The sequence below is a fragment of the Prescottella agglutinans genome (assembly GCF_004011865.1).
GTDB classification, from domain to species: Bacteria; Actinomycetota; Actinomycetes; order Mycobacteriales; family Mycobacteriaceae; genus Prescottella; species Prescottella agglutinans.
In genome coordinates, this window is record NZ_RKLP01000007.1 from 108,283 (window position 1) to 122,669 (window position 14,387).

Sequence of the window (14,387 nt, forward strand, 5' to 3'; positions counted from 1 at the left end):
CCGCCCTGCCCCAATGGAGCGGGAGGAGTGCCATGGATGCCACCGAGTCAGCTGTCATCGATCGGCGGGCGCTCGACGACCTGATCCGCGTGCTGCGCGAGGACGGGCGCCGGGTCGTCGGCCCGACGGTGCGCGACAGTGCCGTAGTGCTGGCCGAGATCGCGTCCGGCGCCGAGCTGCCCGACGGCTGGGGTGTGGCGACCGCGCCGGGCGAGTACCGGCTGCATCGCCGCGAGGACGGCGCCGTGTTCGCGCACTCGGCGGGACCGATGTCGTGGAAGCAGTTCGTGCACCCACCGCACCGCGTGCTGTGGACGGCGTCGAACGGGCAGTTCACCGAGCCGGATCCGGAGGAACCCCGGTTCGCGTTCCTCGGGGTGCGCGGCTGCGACCTCGCGGCCATCCACACGCTGGGGACCGTGCTGGGTGCCGACCCGGGCGGCTACACCGCCCGGGTGCTCGCGGACCTGGTGGTGGTGGCGGTCGGTTGCACCGAGCCGGGCGGGGTGTGTTTCTGCGCGTCGATGGGCACCGGGCCCGCCCCCGGGCCGGGCTACGACCTGGCGCTCACCGAGCGCATCGACGAGCGCGGACACCGGTTCCTCGTCGATGTCGGGACGGACACCGGACGACGGCTGCTCGGCCGCATCCCCACCGCGGACGCCACCGACGCCGACGTCGAGGATGCCCGCGCGGCGGTGGACGACGCGCGTGGCCGGATGGGGCGCACGATGCCGGCCGTGGATCTACAGGCGCTGCTGCGGGCCGCGCGGGACGAGCCGGTATGGGACGACGTTGCCGATCGCTGCCTGACGTGTGGGAACTGCACCATGGTGTGTCCGACGTGCTTCTGCACCAGCGCCGAGCAGGTGAGCGACCTCGACGGCGACCACACCGAGGGCCATCAGCGGTGGGCGTCGTGCTTCGAGCTCGACTACTCGCACCTGCACGGCGGCAACGTGCGGACCAGCAGCGTGAGCCGGTACCGGCAGTGGATGACCCACAAGCTCGGCACGTGGTTCGACCAGTTCGGCTCGTCGGGCTGTGTGGGGTGCGGTCGCTGCATCGACTGGTGTCCGGTCGGCATCGACATCACCGCCGAGGCCGCCCGGCTGACCGCCGCGCTGCCGGGGTTCCCCGATGTTCCCGGCGACGCGGAACCGAGATCGTGACTCGCCCGCCCGACGACTCGCCCGCGGAGCTGCTGCCCGGACTCGACGACACCGCGCGGGAGCGGCTCGCCGAGCTGTGGACGCCGGCGCTGTGGGTGCCGGGCGAGTACGTCTTCCGGGAGGGTGAGCCCGCGCGCCGCTGCTGGCTGCTGCGGCGCGGCCGGGTGGTGCTGGCCACGTCGGTGCCCGGGCGCGGGGACGTCGTGGTCGAAACGCTCTCGGACGGCGACCTGCTGGGCTTGTCGTGGCTGAGGCCCCCGCACGTGTGGACGTTCGGGGCCCGTGCTGCCGACCCCACCGAGGCGTGGCAGATCGACATCGCGGCGCTGCACGCGGCGTCCGAGCGGGACCCCGCGTTCGGGTACGCGGTGTCGCGGGCGATGTCGGGTCTGCTGCTGGACCGGCTGCAGGCGACACGGGTGAGGCTGCTCGACCTGTACGCGAATCCGGGTGCGCCGTGACCGCGCTGGCATCGTCGCTGGTCCCGCTCGCGTACCGCGTGACGGGGCGGACCGTGGAGACGCACGACTCGGTCACCCTCGACCTGACGCCCACGGGCGCTGCGGTGCCGCGCTTCCGGCCCGGCCAGTTCATGATGTTGTGCGCGCCCGGGGTCGGCGACGTCCCCATCTCGGTGTGCGCGGACCCGACGCGCGACGACGACGTGCTCGTCCACACGGTGCGCCGCGTCGGCGCGGCGAGCGCCGCCCTGCACGACGCGCCGGTCGGGGCGGTGGTCGGGGTACGGGGGCCGTACGGGACGACCTGGGACCTCGGGGCCGCCGCCGGCGGCGACCTGGTGATCGTCGCGGGCGGGGTCGGTCTCGCGGCGGTCCGCGCGCCGGTGCTGGCGGTGTGCGCGGATCGCCCCCGGTACCGGACCGTCACGCTCGTGGTCGGTGCCCGCAGCCCCGAGGAGATCCTCTACCGCCGGGAACTCGACGCGTGGCGCGCGGCCGGCCTCGACGTCGTGGTCACGATCGATCAGCCCGCCCGCGACTGGACCGGGCCGGTCGGCTTCGTCACCGAGGCACTCGCCCGCCTGTCCGTGGATCCCGCGCACACCCGGGCGCTGGTGTGCGGGCCCGAGGCGATGATGCGGTTCTGCGTGCGGGTCCTCGAGGGGTACGGCGTGGAACGGCGGCAGATCCAGGTCTCGCTCGAGCGCAACATGCAGTGCGGCGTCGGCGTGTGCGGGCACTGCCAACTCGGTGAACTGCTGCTGTGCCGCGACGGCCCGGTCGTCGACTACGCGGTGGCCGGTCCCCTATTGCACACCCGGGAGCTGTGATGACCTCACTACCGACGCTGGCCGTGTGGAAGTTCGCGTCGTGCGACGGTTGCCAACTGTCGCTACTCGACTGCGAGGACGAACTGCTCACGGTCGCAACGGAACTGAAGATCTCGCACTTCTTGGAGATGTCCAGTGCGACGGTCGCCGGACCGTACGACCTCTCGCTGGTGGAGGGATCGGTGACCACCGCCGAGGACGTCGAGCGGATCCACCGGATCCGGGAGAACTCCGGGCGGCTGGTCACGATCGGGGCGTGCGCCACCGCCGGCGGGGTGCAGGCGCTGCGCAACTTCGGTGACGTCGCCGAGTTCGCGGCCGCCGTCTATGCCAGCCCCGAATACATCGACACGCTCGCGACGTCGACCCCCATCTCGGCGCACGTTCGGGTGGACTTCGAGCTGCACGGCTGCCCCATCGACCGCCGGCAGCTGATCGAGGTGATCACGGCGTTCCTCGCCGGCCGGACGCCGAACGTCCCGAACACCAGCGTGTGCAACGAGTGCAAGCGGCGGGGCTTGACCTGCGTCATGGTCGCCGACGGCACCCCGTGCCTGGGGCCGGTCACGCATGCCGGGTGCGGCGCGCTCTGTCCCGCGCATTCCCGCGGGTGCTACGGCTGCTTCGGACCGACCGAGAACCCGAACATCGCGTCGCTCGCCGGGTGGCTGCGCCGGTGCGGGATGGACGACGCCGGCATCGGGCGGGTGTTCTCGACATTCAACGTCGCGGCCCCCGGGTTCGAGGAGGGCCGCCGTTATGGGCGGTGACGATCCTGATGCCACGGAGCGGCGCCGGTTGACGGTGCGGGCCCTCGCCCGCGTCGAGGGCGAGGGTCGACTCGACGTCACCGTCGCCGACGGCGCCGTCGAGCACGCGCGGCTCGACATCTACGAGCCGCCACGCTTCTTCGAGGCGTTCCTGCGGGGCCGCGACTTCCGCGAGCCGCCGGATATCACCTCCCGGATCTGCGGGATCTGCCCCGTCGCATACCAGGTGAGCGCCTGCAACGCGCTCGAGCAGGCATGCGGCGTCACCATCGACCCGTGGGTGCGCGCGCTGCGACGGCTGCTGTACTGCGGCGAGTGGATCGCCAGCCACACGCTGCACATCTATTTCCTGCACGCCCCCGACTTCCTGGGGCTGCCGGATTCGATCGAGCTCGCCCGGGCCGACCGGGCCGCCGTCGAACGCGGCCTCGCGCTGAAGAAGGCGGGGAACGCGATCCTCGAGACGATCGGGGGCCGGCCGATCCATCCGATCAACGTCCGCGTCGGCGGGTTCTACCGAGCCCCCACCCGCGCGGAGCTGGCCCCGCTCGCCGAGACCTTGCGCCGCGCCCTGGACGACGCGCTCGACACCGTCCGGTGGGTCGCGGGCTTCGATTTCCCCGACGTCCGTCTCGATCCGGTGTTGATGGCGTTGCACGACGATGCCGGGTACGCGATCGAGGACGGTGTGGTTCGCACGAGCGCCGGCGGACAGTTCCCGGCCGCCGAGTTCACCAACCGCGTCCGCGAGCGGCAGGTCCCGGATTCGACGGCGCTGCACGCCCGCCTCGACGGTGGCCCGGTCCTGACCGGTCCCCTGGCCCGGTACACACTCAACCACGCGCAGCTGACCGGGGCGGCGGCCGCGGCCGCGGCCGCGGCGGACGCCGGGTTGGGCGGCGAGTGTCGAAACCCCTTCCGCAGCATCGTGGTCCGGGCGGTGGAGGTGGCGTACGCGGTCGAGGAGGCGCTGCGGCTGATCGACGAGTACGAGCGGCCCGAGCCCGCCGCCACGGCGGTCGCGGCCCGCGCGGGCACCGGACACGGGGTGAGCGAGGCGCCGCGGGGGCTGCTCTACCACCGGTACGAGATCGCCGGTGACGGGACGATCCGGTCCGCGGACATCGTGCCGCCGACCGCGCAGAACCAGGACGTGATCGAGACCGATCTGGTGGACCGGATCGGCGCGCACCTGGACCTGCCGGACGCGGAGCTGACCGCGCTGTGCGAGCGGGTGATCCGCAACCACGACCCGTGCATCTCGTGCGCCACGCACTTCCTGGACCTGCGGGTGACGCGGCGGTGAGCACGCCGGGGCGGATCGTGGTGGTCGGGCTCGGCAACGAGTACCGCCGCGACGACGGCTTCGGTCCCGCCGTGGTGCGGGCGCTGCGCGGACGTCTGCCGGCCGCCGCCGGTGTCGCGGTCGTCGCCGACACCGTCGACCTGCTGACGGCCTGGGACGGGGCACGCCTGGCGATCGTCGTCGACCTCGCGCTGCGCACGCCCGCCGTCCCGGGCCGGATGCACCGGCTGACGGTGGACGGTAGCGCCGCGGCGGGGGCACCGGGCGGTCACGGCGTGGACGTGGCCGCCGCCCTCGCGCTGGCGCGGATCCTCGGCATCGCCCCCGGGCGGGTGGTGCTGTACGCGGTCGAGGGGGCCGACGTCGGGGCGGGCGTGGGGCTGTCGCCGGCCGTGCGCCGGGCCGTTCCGGCAGTGGTCGCGGCGGTCGCGGCGGAGGCGATCAGCGGTAGCGTTCGGCGTCGCGCGCCATCGCGACCAGCCGATCCGCGAGCGCGGTGAGCTCGGCGCGGTCGGCGTCCTCGGCGATCGCGGTGGCGACATCCTCCGCGGCGCAGCGCAGCTCGAACATGCGGTCGGACAGCGCGGACGCCTCCTCCGCGGTGAGCACCACCGCGTCGGCGGGAATCGACGTCCCCTTCACGGCGGTGCGCTGCTCGTAGGCCCGCTGGCGGCACGACTGGCGGCAGTACCGGCGGCGCCGGCCGATCCCCACCGCGGCGACCTCCCGCCCGCACCACACACACGACACGGGTTTCCGGGAAGCTGCGGCCATGGTCGAACACCTTACTGCGGACCGTCGGCGGTGCCCCCGGTAAGATGATGCGGCCGCATCCACAGGAATCTCGGGAACGAATCGAGATTTCGGGACGTTGTAGATGGTTGTGAACGCTCGGTGCGCCGCCCAAGGCGAACTGGCGCGGTGACGAACGAAGAGAGGACACACCATGGCAGATCGCGTACTTCGAGGTAGTCGACTCGGAGCGGTGAGCTACGAGACCGATCGCGACCACGACCTGGCGCCCCGCCGCATCGCCCGCTACCGGTGCGACAACGGCGAGGAGTTCGACGTCCCCTTCGCGGATGACGCCGAGATCCCCGGCACCTGGCTGTGCAAGAACGGCCTCGAAGGCACCCTCCTCGAGGGCAGCGCGCCCGAGGCGAAGAAGGTCAAGCCGCCGCGCACCCACTGGGACATGCTGCTCGAGCGTCGTTCCGTCGAGGAACTCGAGGAGCTGCTCAAGGAGCGTCTGGACCTGCTCAAGGCCAAGCGTCGCGGCGCGTAGCGACCGCGGACGAATTTCAGCCCGGCGCCGCCACGGATTTTCCGTGGCGGCGCCGGGCTGTTTCCGGAACGAAACGGGAGAGGTCAGCAGTTGCTCGGGGCCGGCTCGCCACGGAAACGGGCGTCGAGGTAGTCCAGCACCCGCGGCGCGCCGAGGACCGCGGTGGTGAGGTGGTCGGGGCTGGGGAACAGTTCCGACTGGACCGTCGCGCCGGCCCGGCAGTACCGCCGGATGGTGGCGTCGATCGAATCGACCGGAATCAGCGCGTCCGTGGGGCTGTGCCACTCGAACACCGGGGCGGTCGGCACGCCCGGGTAGTCCTCGACGCTGTTGTCGGCGAGCACGGCCTCCGCGGCGGGGCTGTCGAGCAGGCCGGTGCTCGTCGAGATCTCGCCGGCGCTGTGCCCGGCGCCGGTGGTGAGGATCTGGTTGGTGCACGCGTTCGCGACCGCGTTGCGCATCGCGACGCCGATGCCGTTGAGCTGGTCGCCGATCGGCAGCTGGTCCGGGTACTCCCGCTCGAGCCCGATCGCGGCCGCCAGCGCGAGCCCGAAGACCGGGTGCGGCGCGGTGCCGAGGGCGTGCGCCATCTTGCCGATGTTCATCGGGACCCCGCCCTCGGCGACCCCGACGATGTTCAGTTCCGGTGCGTAGGCCGGTGCGAGCGCCGCGGCGAACGCCGTGGCCATGCCGCCGCCGGAGTAGCCGGCCATCGCCACCGGGCTGGCCGCCAGCGCCAGTTCGGGCACGCGCTGCGCCGCGCGGATCCCGTCGAGGGTGATCTGACCGCCCAGCCGGGCCGCGCCGTACGCGCTGTCGGGTCCGAGATGATCGGGCAGCGCGATCGTCCATCCGCGCGTGAGCGCGATGTTGAGGGCCGGCGCCTCCCGGATGACGAGGTCCGGATCGTTGGTGTACAGCGCACGCGACGGCGCGCAGCGGGTGCCGAGGGCGTTGACGATGTGCTGGTAGGACAGCAACGGGCCGTTCGGCTGCCGGTTCGTCGGTGACAAAACCGTGGTGACGGCGGCGATCGGCGCGTTCTGCGAGTTCGTGGACCGGAACGAGATCTGCCACACGTCCGTGTTCGGGAAGAACGGCAACGGCGGCATGCGCCGCGCCGCGAGCACGTCGCCCGGTGCCCGCTCGGCCAGCCCGTTCGGCTGGCCGTAGAACCCGTCGGGGTCGGCGACGGGATAGAGCGGTGCCGCGGACACCGCCGTCGGCGCCAACAGGGCCGAGCCCCCGATCACGACGGCCGCCATGACCGCCCTACCTACTCGACCGCGTTGCCTGGCCGGTGACGGTGCCAACCGCTTCGACGGCATGCACAAACCCCCTCGGAGTGGATTTTCCACGAATCGTGCGTTTCTTCCGAACCCCGCGTTTCGTCCTGGGCGAGGGCTCGCGCCCGGACTGGTCGACCGGACGGCGACTCAGCCTAAGCGACGCCCCCAGGTTTTCCGGCGGGAAGCGCGAACCACTTTGCGGGACCGACCGATTCGAAGCCGAATACCGCACGATCGGCTGTGGCGCAACCGAATCCGGACACATCGGGAGCTCTCGTGACCGGTCTGTCACCGAACTCGGCGACCGGCGGTTCGCGGGGTTTCGAAATTTCTCGAAGATTCGCCACGCCTACCTACGCGTGACATCATGAAGAGAACGCATACAGCTTGGCGGACACGGCCGGCGCGAGGGTTCGCAGGACCAGAGGAACTACCGTGCCGGTCCAGCAGATGTAAGGCGGGGTGGCGCATGGACGACACCAGTGGCTCCACGAGGGCCGACACCTCAGGATCCCCGGCGGGCGCCCGCTGGAGCCGTCAACCGGAGCTCGAGCGCCTGCGGGCGGAGCTGGACGCGATCGACGGGCGGCTCCTCGAGGACATCCGGGCACGCATCGACGTCTGCGTCCGGATCGCCGAGGTCAAGCGACGTCAGAGCATTCCCATGATGCAGCCGCAGCGGGTCGGCCTGGTGCAGGCCCGCGCCGAGGAGTTCGCGCGTGCGAACGGGCTGTCCCCGGAGTTCCTGCGGCGGTTGTACGACGTGATGATCGCCGAGACGTGCCGGGTCGAGGACGACGTCATCGACTCGAACGGCGACCGCACTCGCGCTATGGGCTGAGGACGTCATGCCGACCCGAACACTGCTGATCGACAACTACGACTCGTTCACCTACAACCTCTACAGTCTGTTGTCGGAGGTCAACGGCGTGCCGCCGCATGTGGTGAAGAACGACGCCGACTGGGCGGCGGTGCCGCTCGAGGACTTCGACAACATCGTCATCTCTCCTGGTCCGGGTCGGCCGGACCGCAAGCGCGACTTCGGGATCAGTGCCCGGGCGATCGCGAACCGCGAGGTGCCGGTACTGGGGGTGTGCCTGGGCCATCAGGGGCTGTGCCACCTGTTCGGCAGCAACGTGGGCCTGGCCCCGGTGCCGATGCACGGGCGGCTGTCGTCGATCAGCCATACCGGCAGCGGGATCTTCACCGATCTGCCGTCCCCGTTCCGGGCGGTGCGCTACCACTCCCTGATCGTGGAGGACCTTCCCCCCGATCTCGAGGCGCACGCGTGGACCGATGACGGCCTGATCATGGCCGCGAAGCATCGACGGCATCCGTTGTGGGGCGTCCAGTTCCACCCGGAATCGATCTGCACGCAGTACGGCCTGGACCTGCTGGCGAACTTCCGCGATCTGTCCCCGTCCCGCGGGCACCCGTCCCCGCGGCGCTACCCCCGTCCGGCCGCGGAGCCGCGGAACGACTCCCCCGGCGCCACGCCCGGATACGTCGTGCACAGCCGGCGGGTGGATCGCGCGGTGGACCCGCAGGCCGTCTACAGCCGGCTCTTCGCGGACCGCTCGGGCAGCTTCTGGCTCGACGGCAGCGCCGCGATCGAACCCGAGTCGCGGTTCTCGGTGATGGGTGACTGCTCGGGGCCCCTGGCCGAGTACCTCACCTACCGGGTCGCCGAGACGACCGTGTGCGTCCACCGTGCCGGCCGCCCCGTGGAGCAGGTGCACCAGCGGTTCTTCGACTACATCGACGAGCAGCTTCGCGAGCGGGCGGTGCCGCCGGTACCCGACCTACCGTTCGCATTCGGGCTAGGCTACGTCGGGTATCTCGGGTACGAACTCAAGGCCGACGCCGGCAGCCAGCTCGTCCACACGTCGCCGACCGCGGACGCGGCGTTCGTGTTCGCCGACCGCGCGGTGGTCATCGACCATCTCGGCGGAGCCTGCTACCTGCTGGCGTTGAGCGAGGACCCGGACGATCCGCGGATACCCGAGTGGTTCACGCACATCGAGGCCGCGATCCGCGAGCTCGACGAGGCCGTCGAGGCCCCGCCCCCGCACCCGCTGGTCAAGCTCGAGGAGGACACCAAGCCGCGGCTGCGCCACGGCAACGAGGAGTACCTGGCGCTCATCGGGCAGTGTCTCGACGAGATCCGGTCCGGCGAGTCGTACGAGGTGTGCCTGACGAACGCCGCGACCGTCGACCGGGTGATCGATCCGTTGCAGAGCTACGAGACGCTGCGGGAGATCAGCCCGACCCCGTACAGCGCGCTGCTGAAGTTCTCCGGCGTGTCGGTGCTCAGCGCGTCTCCCGAGCGGTTCCTGCGGATCGGCACCGACCGGGTGGTGGAGTCCAAGCCGATCAAGGGGACCCGACCGCGCCACGCTCGTCCGGATCGGGACGCGGCGCTGCGCCAGGACCTGCTCGACAGCGAGAAGGACCGCGCCGAGAACCTGATGATCGTCGACCTGGTCCGCAACGACCTGTCCCGGGTGTGCGTGCCCGGATCGGTGCACGTCCCCAAGCTGTTCGACGTGGAGACGTACGCCCCGGTGCACCAGTTGGTCTCGACGGTGCGCGGCACGCTGCGGGACGACGTCTCCACCGTCGACTGCGTCCGGGCCGCCTTCCCCGGGGGCTCGATGACCGGCGCCCCGAAGCTGCGGACCATGGAGATCATCGACAAGCTCGAGGAGGGGCCGCGCGGGGTGTATTCCGGTGCCATCGGCTACTTCTCGATCAACGGCACCGCCGACTTCTCGATCGTCATCCGCACGATGGTCGCGACGGAGGACCGGGTGACGTTCGGCGTCGGGGGCGCGATCGTCGCATTGTCGGACCCGGACGAGGAGCTCGAGGAGACGATGGTCAAGGCGGTCACGATGCGCCGGTGCCTGTCGGTGACGTCGAGTGACGAATCCGCGCAAGAGGTCTCGGCCGAGGACGGTGATCGGTGACGGCGCGCGCTGAGACGGGAACCGCGCGGGTGGCGGTCGTCGGCGGTGCGGGCGCGGTCGGTGCGATGCTGGCCGGCCTGGCGCGGTCGGGGGGCGACGACGTGACCGTGATCGACCGGGTCCGCCCCGCCGGCGATCGGGCCGCCCTGGTCGGCGATGTCGGCGCGCCCTCGGAGCGGGTGTGCGCCGCCCTCGCCGGCGCGGACGTCGTGGTGCTCGCGGTGCCCGAGGCGGTGGCGGTCGGCGTGGTGCCGGTCGTGGACCGGGCGATGCGCCGCGGAGCGCTGCTGGTCGAGACCCTCTCCGTCAAGACGCGGATCCATGGGGCGTTGCACGACGGGGCGCCCGGCCGCCCGGCGCTGGGGATCAATCCGATGTTCGCGCCCGGGCTGGGCATGGCCGGGCGACCGGTGGCCGCGGTGGTCCATCACGACGGGCCCGAGGTCGACCGGTTCCTCACCGAGGTGGCCGGGTGGGGCGGGCGGGTGGTGCGCCTCGACGCCGCCGAACACGATCGCGTCGCCGCCGCCACTCAGGCGCTCACTCATGCCGCCGTCCTCGCGTTCGGGCTCGCACTGGCCGACGTCGGTGTCGGTCCCGAGGCACTGGCGGCGACGGCTCCCCCGCCGCACACCACGATGCTCGCGCTGCTGGCCCGGGTCGGGACCGGCGTTCCGGAGGTCTACCACGACATCCAGGCCGGAAACCCGGCCGCCGCCGAGGCACGAAAGGCGTTGGCGGCGGGCCTGGCCCGCCTGTCCGAGACGGTCGAGCGGGGCGACGAGGGCGCCTTCGCCGCGCTGATGGCGGACGCCGTCCGGCCGCTCGGTGACCGGCGCGACGACTACCGGTCGATGTGCGCGGCGCTCTTCGAGCAGCTGCGGGACCCGCCGCGGGAAGGAGGAACATCGTGACCGCCAATCCGTTCGGCGACGCCGCCGCCGAGAACGAGTCCCTGCTGCGGCTGCCGTCGCTCCCGCCGTTCGACCCGGCCGACCCGGCCGAGAGCGCGGTCATCAGCGCGCTGGCAGGCAGTTGGTCGCGCCGCGCCACCGTCAAGCGTCCCGAACCCGACCTCGACGAGCTGTTCGACGCCGAGAAGGACGACTATCCGGTGTCGTTGATCCCCTTCGCCGACGACGACCGGTTCCGCCGGCTCGACGAGCTCACCCGGGCCCGCGTGCTGGCCTGGGCGTGGATCGCCTACAACAAGAACGTGATGGACGTCGAGCAGTACGTCGTCAATCCCGGGTTCCGGCTGCTGTCGCAGGACGCGTTCGGCACCGGGCTGGGCGACACCCTGACCATCGCCACGCTCCAGGCGATGGTCGACGAGCAGTACCACACGCTGATGCACCTGAACGCGAGCGCGCTCACGCGCCGCCGGCGCGGATGGGATCTGCCGGAGCGCCGCCTGCCGTACGGGCCGACGGTGCGCGGACAGTACGCGGCGGTCGCGGAGGCCGACACCCCGCGCGAATCGGCGCTGGCCGGTTTGGCATTCACGACCGTGGCCGAGACGTCGATCAGCTCCTACCTGGGACTGATGACCGACGACGAGAACCTCCAGCCGGTGAACCGGGCGACCGTGGTGCTGCATCGGCGCGACGAGTACTGCCACTTGTCGATCGCTGGGGAGCTGCTGAAGATCGTGTACGAGCGCCTCACCGGGGACGACCGGCGGATCCTGCTGTCCGGGTTGGCCGCCGGGCTCCGGGCCTTCGAGGCAAACGACTACACGACGTGGACGACGGTGATGGAGGCCGAAGGCGTCCGCGACGGTGCGGCCTTGGTGGCCGACGCCGCACACGACACGGGACGCCGGAAGCTGGTGCAGGACTGCAGTGCGATCCGCCGCCTGTGCGACGACCTGGGTGTCGCCGACGAGGTCCCCTACGAGTGGTGACGTCCACCGTGGTCATCCCAAACAGTCTCCACCAGTGCGATCCACCTGCCGTTCAACGGATTGCCCGCCTCGATCTCGTCGTGAGTTTGGACAGCCGTCGCACCGATGGACGTCCAGACCGGGCCCACGGAGTCGCTGGCCCCAAACAGGACATGCCATCACCCAGGTCGATATGGCGGCCTTCGCTGACGCGCGATCGTTCCGAAAGCCGCGCCCAGTCTGGACCCTCCGACGCGCCTCATGACGCTGCCCACGCTATGCAGTGGGCGACTCCGCAAGAGACGCATGACGGCGCACCGGCACCAAATGGCCCTCATGCCAGGAGCCTGACCTATGGCAGGGACCTATAGGCAGATGTGCAACACCCGAGTGTCGCTACAGGCGCTCGACGACGATGAGATTCACGTTCACGTCCATGCCGCATTGGGCACCGGCCGTGCTTTGCCATGTGTAGTCCACCTCAGCGATCCCGTGGGCCAACACGTTGAACCAGCGGGTCGCCCCTGCTGGGATCGTGAGGAAGGTGTGCATCGCGGGTGCCGTACCACCGTCGCTATCGTCATCCTTCGCCCACGACGTGCCCGGCGCCTCCCTCTTCCTGCGGTGAACAAGGAGTTCGTCCAAGAGCTGAGTCACGGGGCCCTTCTCGTCGTATGCCTGGCTCTGCACACTTGCCTTCCAATCGGCCGAAGGCGGCGTAGTCAGCACGTCGTATCCCAGAACCTGCAGATCCCACATTGAGGTCCAAAAGATCATCGGGGCGACACGGACTTGAATCGTTTGACTCGAGTAGAGACCAACACCCACCCAACAGATTCCTTCTTGGCGGTTGTCATCGACACCTTGGATATTACCGGCATCCGCCCCGAGTCCCATTGTTCCTTTCTTGGGATCGGGGAACATCCGCGCCTTCCCTGAATTCTGCCCGCCGTAATCGTACGGTGGAACGATTACCTGCACCCTAGGCCCCTGCGAAAAGTCACGAATCCCAATCTCCAGTGGCTGATCGAATACACGATCGAGCCTTGGGAGCGGATCGTCTCGAACCAAGGGTTCGATGCCCGAAAGATCGCCCACATGCTTGGATAACTCGGGATCGGCCTTGAGGGCCCGGCGAATGCGTTCATTCTTCAACTCCCGGGCAGATCGCGAGATTACGGTCGCTACTTCATCGCAAGCATGCGCCCTCGACATCATTTCAAGCGGCGGCTCTAGTAATTCTTCTTCCCTCATGACGCCCTCCCAGTTCCAGAGATGGACAAAACCGGTCTGTTCCATCATCCGCCCGATGGGCAAGGATGTCAGCGTTGATTCGAACTACTAAACAATTCTGGGGAGATCCGAGTCGATCGAAAGTTCGCCATTCGGATTCAGAATGATGCCGAACGGAAGTGCAGTTCCTTGCCGCTGAAGATGCGAACGGGGGCGGCCCAACAGGTAGGCCAGAGAGTTCAGGAGCATCGGATCTCGTTTATCCTCGCGCTGACCGTCAACAACGTGTTCTCCCGGACTGTGGTCTGTTGGTGAGCGTCGAAGGCATCCGATCCCGCCATTGGCGTCCACCTGGATCTGAACACCATGGACTTCGTCCAGGCAGCCAACGCCCCCAACCAGGTCGACGGCGCACCGCGGGGTGGTGATGGTCTCCGACCAGACCTTCAAATCCACGTCCGATCGAACCTGCTATCTGGCCCGGATCGCCAAGGGGAGCTTGCTGTCCGCGGCTTCGAACGCGGCGATCATGTCGCGTTCGATCGGATGGGCCTGCTCGTCGGGGGGTGGTTTTCCATCCGACGAGCAAGCTTTGATGGTCCTCAAGTTGCCAGAAGTGGGCGACATGAAGCCGCCAATGGTAACCGAGGAAAGGAAGGTGACGTTCCTGAACTGTCAGGTTGCGGCCGACAGTCGCGGTGTCGCCACTCGGTTCTGACCGGCGGCTGGAAGTGCTCTCACGGTGTGGCGTTCATCCACGCGTCGAAGGCGGGCTGCACGTTTGGGTTCGACTGCGTGATGCCGTTGTACGCGCCGACGGCCGCGCCGATCCCGGTGCCGACGATGCAGCCGGCGATGAAGTTCGGGAAGATCGAGACGCAGCCGATCGCGAGCCCGACTCCGGCGCCGGTCGCCATCCCCGCCGGACCGCCGCGCTCCCAGCCGATACCGATCTCGCGCATCAGATTGTCTTGCGCCGTCTGTTTGTCGACGACAGGCTGCACGAGCGGGACGGCGATGTCGCCGGGGACGGTCGACTGGGCGGGTGCCGCGTAGGCGGCGCCGGCACCGCTGCCGAGTGCGGCGACGACGAGGACCGATGCGGCCGATGCCTTCAGGAGTTTCATGACGCTCTCCAAACTGTGTGGAAGGAAGGCAGTCCAGTTGTTTCGACGCTAGTGCCCGGG

16 protein-coding genes are annotated in these 14,387 nt (G+C 69.9%); 12 read left to right on the forward strand and 4 right to left on the reverse strand.

All coding sequences use genetic code 11. The features are described 5' to 3' along the window. The first annotated feature begins 32 nt into the window (after positions 1–32). Genes EGT67_RS14475 through EGT67_RS14500 form a run of 6 tightly spaced genes read left to right on the forward strand, consistent with a single transcriptional unit; the run spans position 33 to position 5,039 of the window. A complete protein-coding gene (locus tag EGT67_RS14475; RefSeq protein ID WP_127916785.1) occupies positions 33–1,172 on the forward strand; it encodes a 4Fe-4S dicluster domain-containing protein in 1,140 nt (379 codons plus the stop codon). Continuing rightward, positions 1,169–1,633 carry a cyclic nucleotide-binding domain-containing protein gene (locus tag EGT67_RS14480; RefSeq protein WP_241566038.1) on the forward strand — a complete coding sequence of 155 codons (465 nt, stop codon included), beginning with the start codon at positions 1,169–1,171 and terminating at the stop codon, positions 1,631–1,633. The genes EGT67_RS14475 and EGT67_RS14480 overlap by 4 nt, the downstream gene beginning before the upstream one ends. After that, positions 1,630–2,463, forward strand: coding sequence for an FAD/NAD(P)-binding protein (locus tag EGT67_RS14485; RefSeq protein WP_127916786.1), 834 nt, complete (start codon positions 1,630–1,632; stop codon positions 2,461–2,463). The genes EGT67_RS14480 and EGT67_RS14485 overlap by 4 nt, the downstream gene beginning before the upstream one ends. Further along, positions 2,463–3,233, forward strand: a complete 771-nt coding sequence (locus tag EGT67_RS14490) for an NADH-quinone oxidoreductase subunit B family protein (protein ID WP_127916787.1) — start codon at positions 2,463–2,465, stop codon at positions 3,231–3,233. The genes EGT67_RS14485 and EGT67_RS14490 overlap by 1 nt, the downstream gene beginning before the upstream one ends. Next, positions 3,223–4,539: a Ni/Fe hydrogenase subunit alpha gene (locus tag EGT67_RS14495; RefSeq protein ID WP_127916788.1), complete on the forward strand. Its 1,317-nt coding sequence runs from the start codon at positions 3,223–3,225 to the stop codon at positions 4,537–4,539. The genes EGT67_RS14490 and EGT67_RS14495 overlap by 11 nt, the downstream gene beginning before the upstream one ends. After that, on the forward strand, positions 4,536–5,039 hold the full coding sequence (locus EGT67_RS14500; protein WP_127916789.1) for a hydrogenase maturation protease: 504 nt from the start codon (positions 4,536–4,538) through the stop codon (positions 5,037–5,039). The genes EGT67_RS14495 and EGT67_RS14500 overlap by 4 nt, the downstream gene beginning before the upstream one ends. Here the strand turns inward: EGT67_RS14500 and EGT67_RS14505 are convergent. Further along, a complete protein-coding gene (locus EGT67_RS14505; protein ID WP_127916790.1) occupies positions 4,981–5,313 on the reverse strand; it encodes a hypothetical protein in 333 nt (110 codons plus the stop codon). The genes EGT67_RS14500 and EGT67_RS14505 overlap by 59 nt on opposite strands. A 172-nt stretch (positions 5,314–5,485) precedes the next feature. On the opposite strand from EGT67_RS14505, the gene EGT67_RS14510 reads away from it, so the two are divergent. Then, complete coding sequence (locus tag EGT67_RS14510; RefSeq protein ID WP_127916791.1) at positions 5,486–5,824, forward strand: RNA polymerase-binding protein RbpA; 339 nt, start codon at positions 5,486–5,488, stop codon at positions 5,822–5,824. A gap of 83 nt (positions 5,825–5,907) precedes the next feature. On the opposite strand, the gene EGT67_RS14515 is transcribed toward EGT67_RS14510, so the two are convergent. Beyond that, the gene (locus tag EGT67_RS14515; protein ID WP_127916792.1) at positions 5,908–7,089 is read right to left on the reverse strand and encodes a lipase family protein; all 1,182 of its coding nucleotides are present in this window, start codon (positions 7,087–7,089) and stop codon (positions 5,908–5,910) included. A 493-nt stretch (positions 7,090–7,582) separates the two neighbouring features. Between EGT67_RS14515 and EGT67_RS14520 the strand changes: the two genes are divergently transcribed. From EGT67_RS14520 to EGT67_RS14535, 4 genes are read left to right on the forward strand one after another with little or no spacing between them, the layout of a single operon-like run. Further along, on the forward strand, positions 7,583–7,954 hold the full coding sequence (locus EGT67_RS14520; RefSeq protein WP_127916793.1) for a chorismate mutase family protein: 372 nt from the start codon (positions 7,583–7,585) through the stop codon (positions 7,952–7,954). Between the two features lie 7 nt (positions 7,955–7,961). Next, positions 7,962–10,082 carry an aminodeoxychorismate synthase component I gene (gene pabB, locus EGT67_RS14525; protein ID WP_127916794.1) on the forward strand — a complete coding sequence of 707 codons (2,121 nt, stop codon included), beginning with the start codon at positions 7,962–7,964 and terminating at the stop codon, positions 10,080–10,082. Next, positions 10,079–10,996, forward strand: a complete 918-nt coding sequence (locus tag EGT67_RS14530; protein ID WP_127916795.1) for a prephenate dehydrogenase dimerization domain-containing protein — start codon at positions 10,079–10,081, stop codon at positions 10,994–10,996. Before pabB ends, EGT67_RS14530 begins: the two co-directional genes overlap by 4 nt. Further along, complete coding sequence (locus EGT67_RS14535) at positions 10,993–11,988, forward strand: AurF N-oxygenase family protein (protein WP_127916796.1); 996 nt, start codon at positions 10,993–10,995, stop codon at positions 11,986–11,988. The genes EGT67_RS14530 and EGT67_RS14535 overlap by 4 nt, the downstream gene beginning before the upstream one ends. Before the next feature lie 375 nt (positions 11,989–12,363). On the opposite strand, the gene EGT67_RS14540 is transcribed toward EGT67_RS14535, so the two are convergent. Beyond that, positions 12,364–13,269 (reverse strand): hypothetical protein, encoded by a 906-nt coding sequence (locus EGT67_RS14540; protein ID WP_127916797.1) that lies wholly within the window; start codon positions 13,267–13,269, stop codon positions 12,364–12,366. Between the two features lie 358 nt (positions 13,270–13,627). Between EGT67_RS14540 and EGT67_RS14545 the strand changes: the two genes are divergently transcribed. Then, a complete protein-coding gene (locus tag EGT67_RS14545) occupies positions 13,628–13,918 on the forward strand; it encodes a hypothetical protein (protein WP_127916798.1) in 291 nt (96 codons plus the stop codon). Between the two features lie 19 nt (positions 13,919–13,937). On the opposite strand, the gene EGT67_RS14550 is transcribed toward EGT67_RS14545, so the two are convergent. Further along, positions 13,938–14,327: a hypothetical protein gene (locus EGT67_RS14550; RefSeq protein WP_127916799.1), complete on the reverse strand. Its 390-nt coding sequence runs from the start codon at positions 14,325–14,327 to the stop codon at positions 13,938–13,940. Between the last annotated feature and the right edge of the window lie 60 nt (positions 14,328–14,387).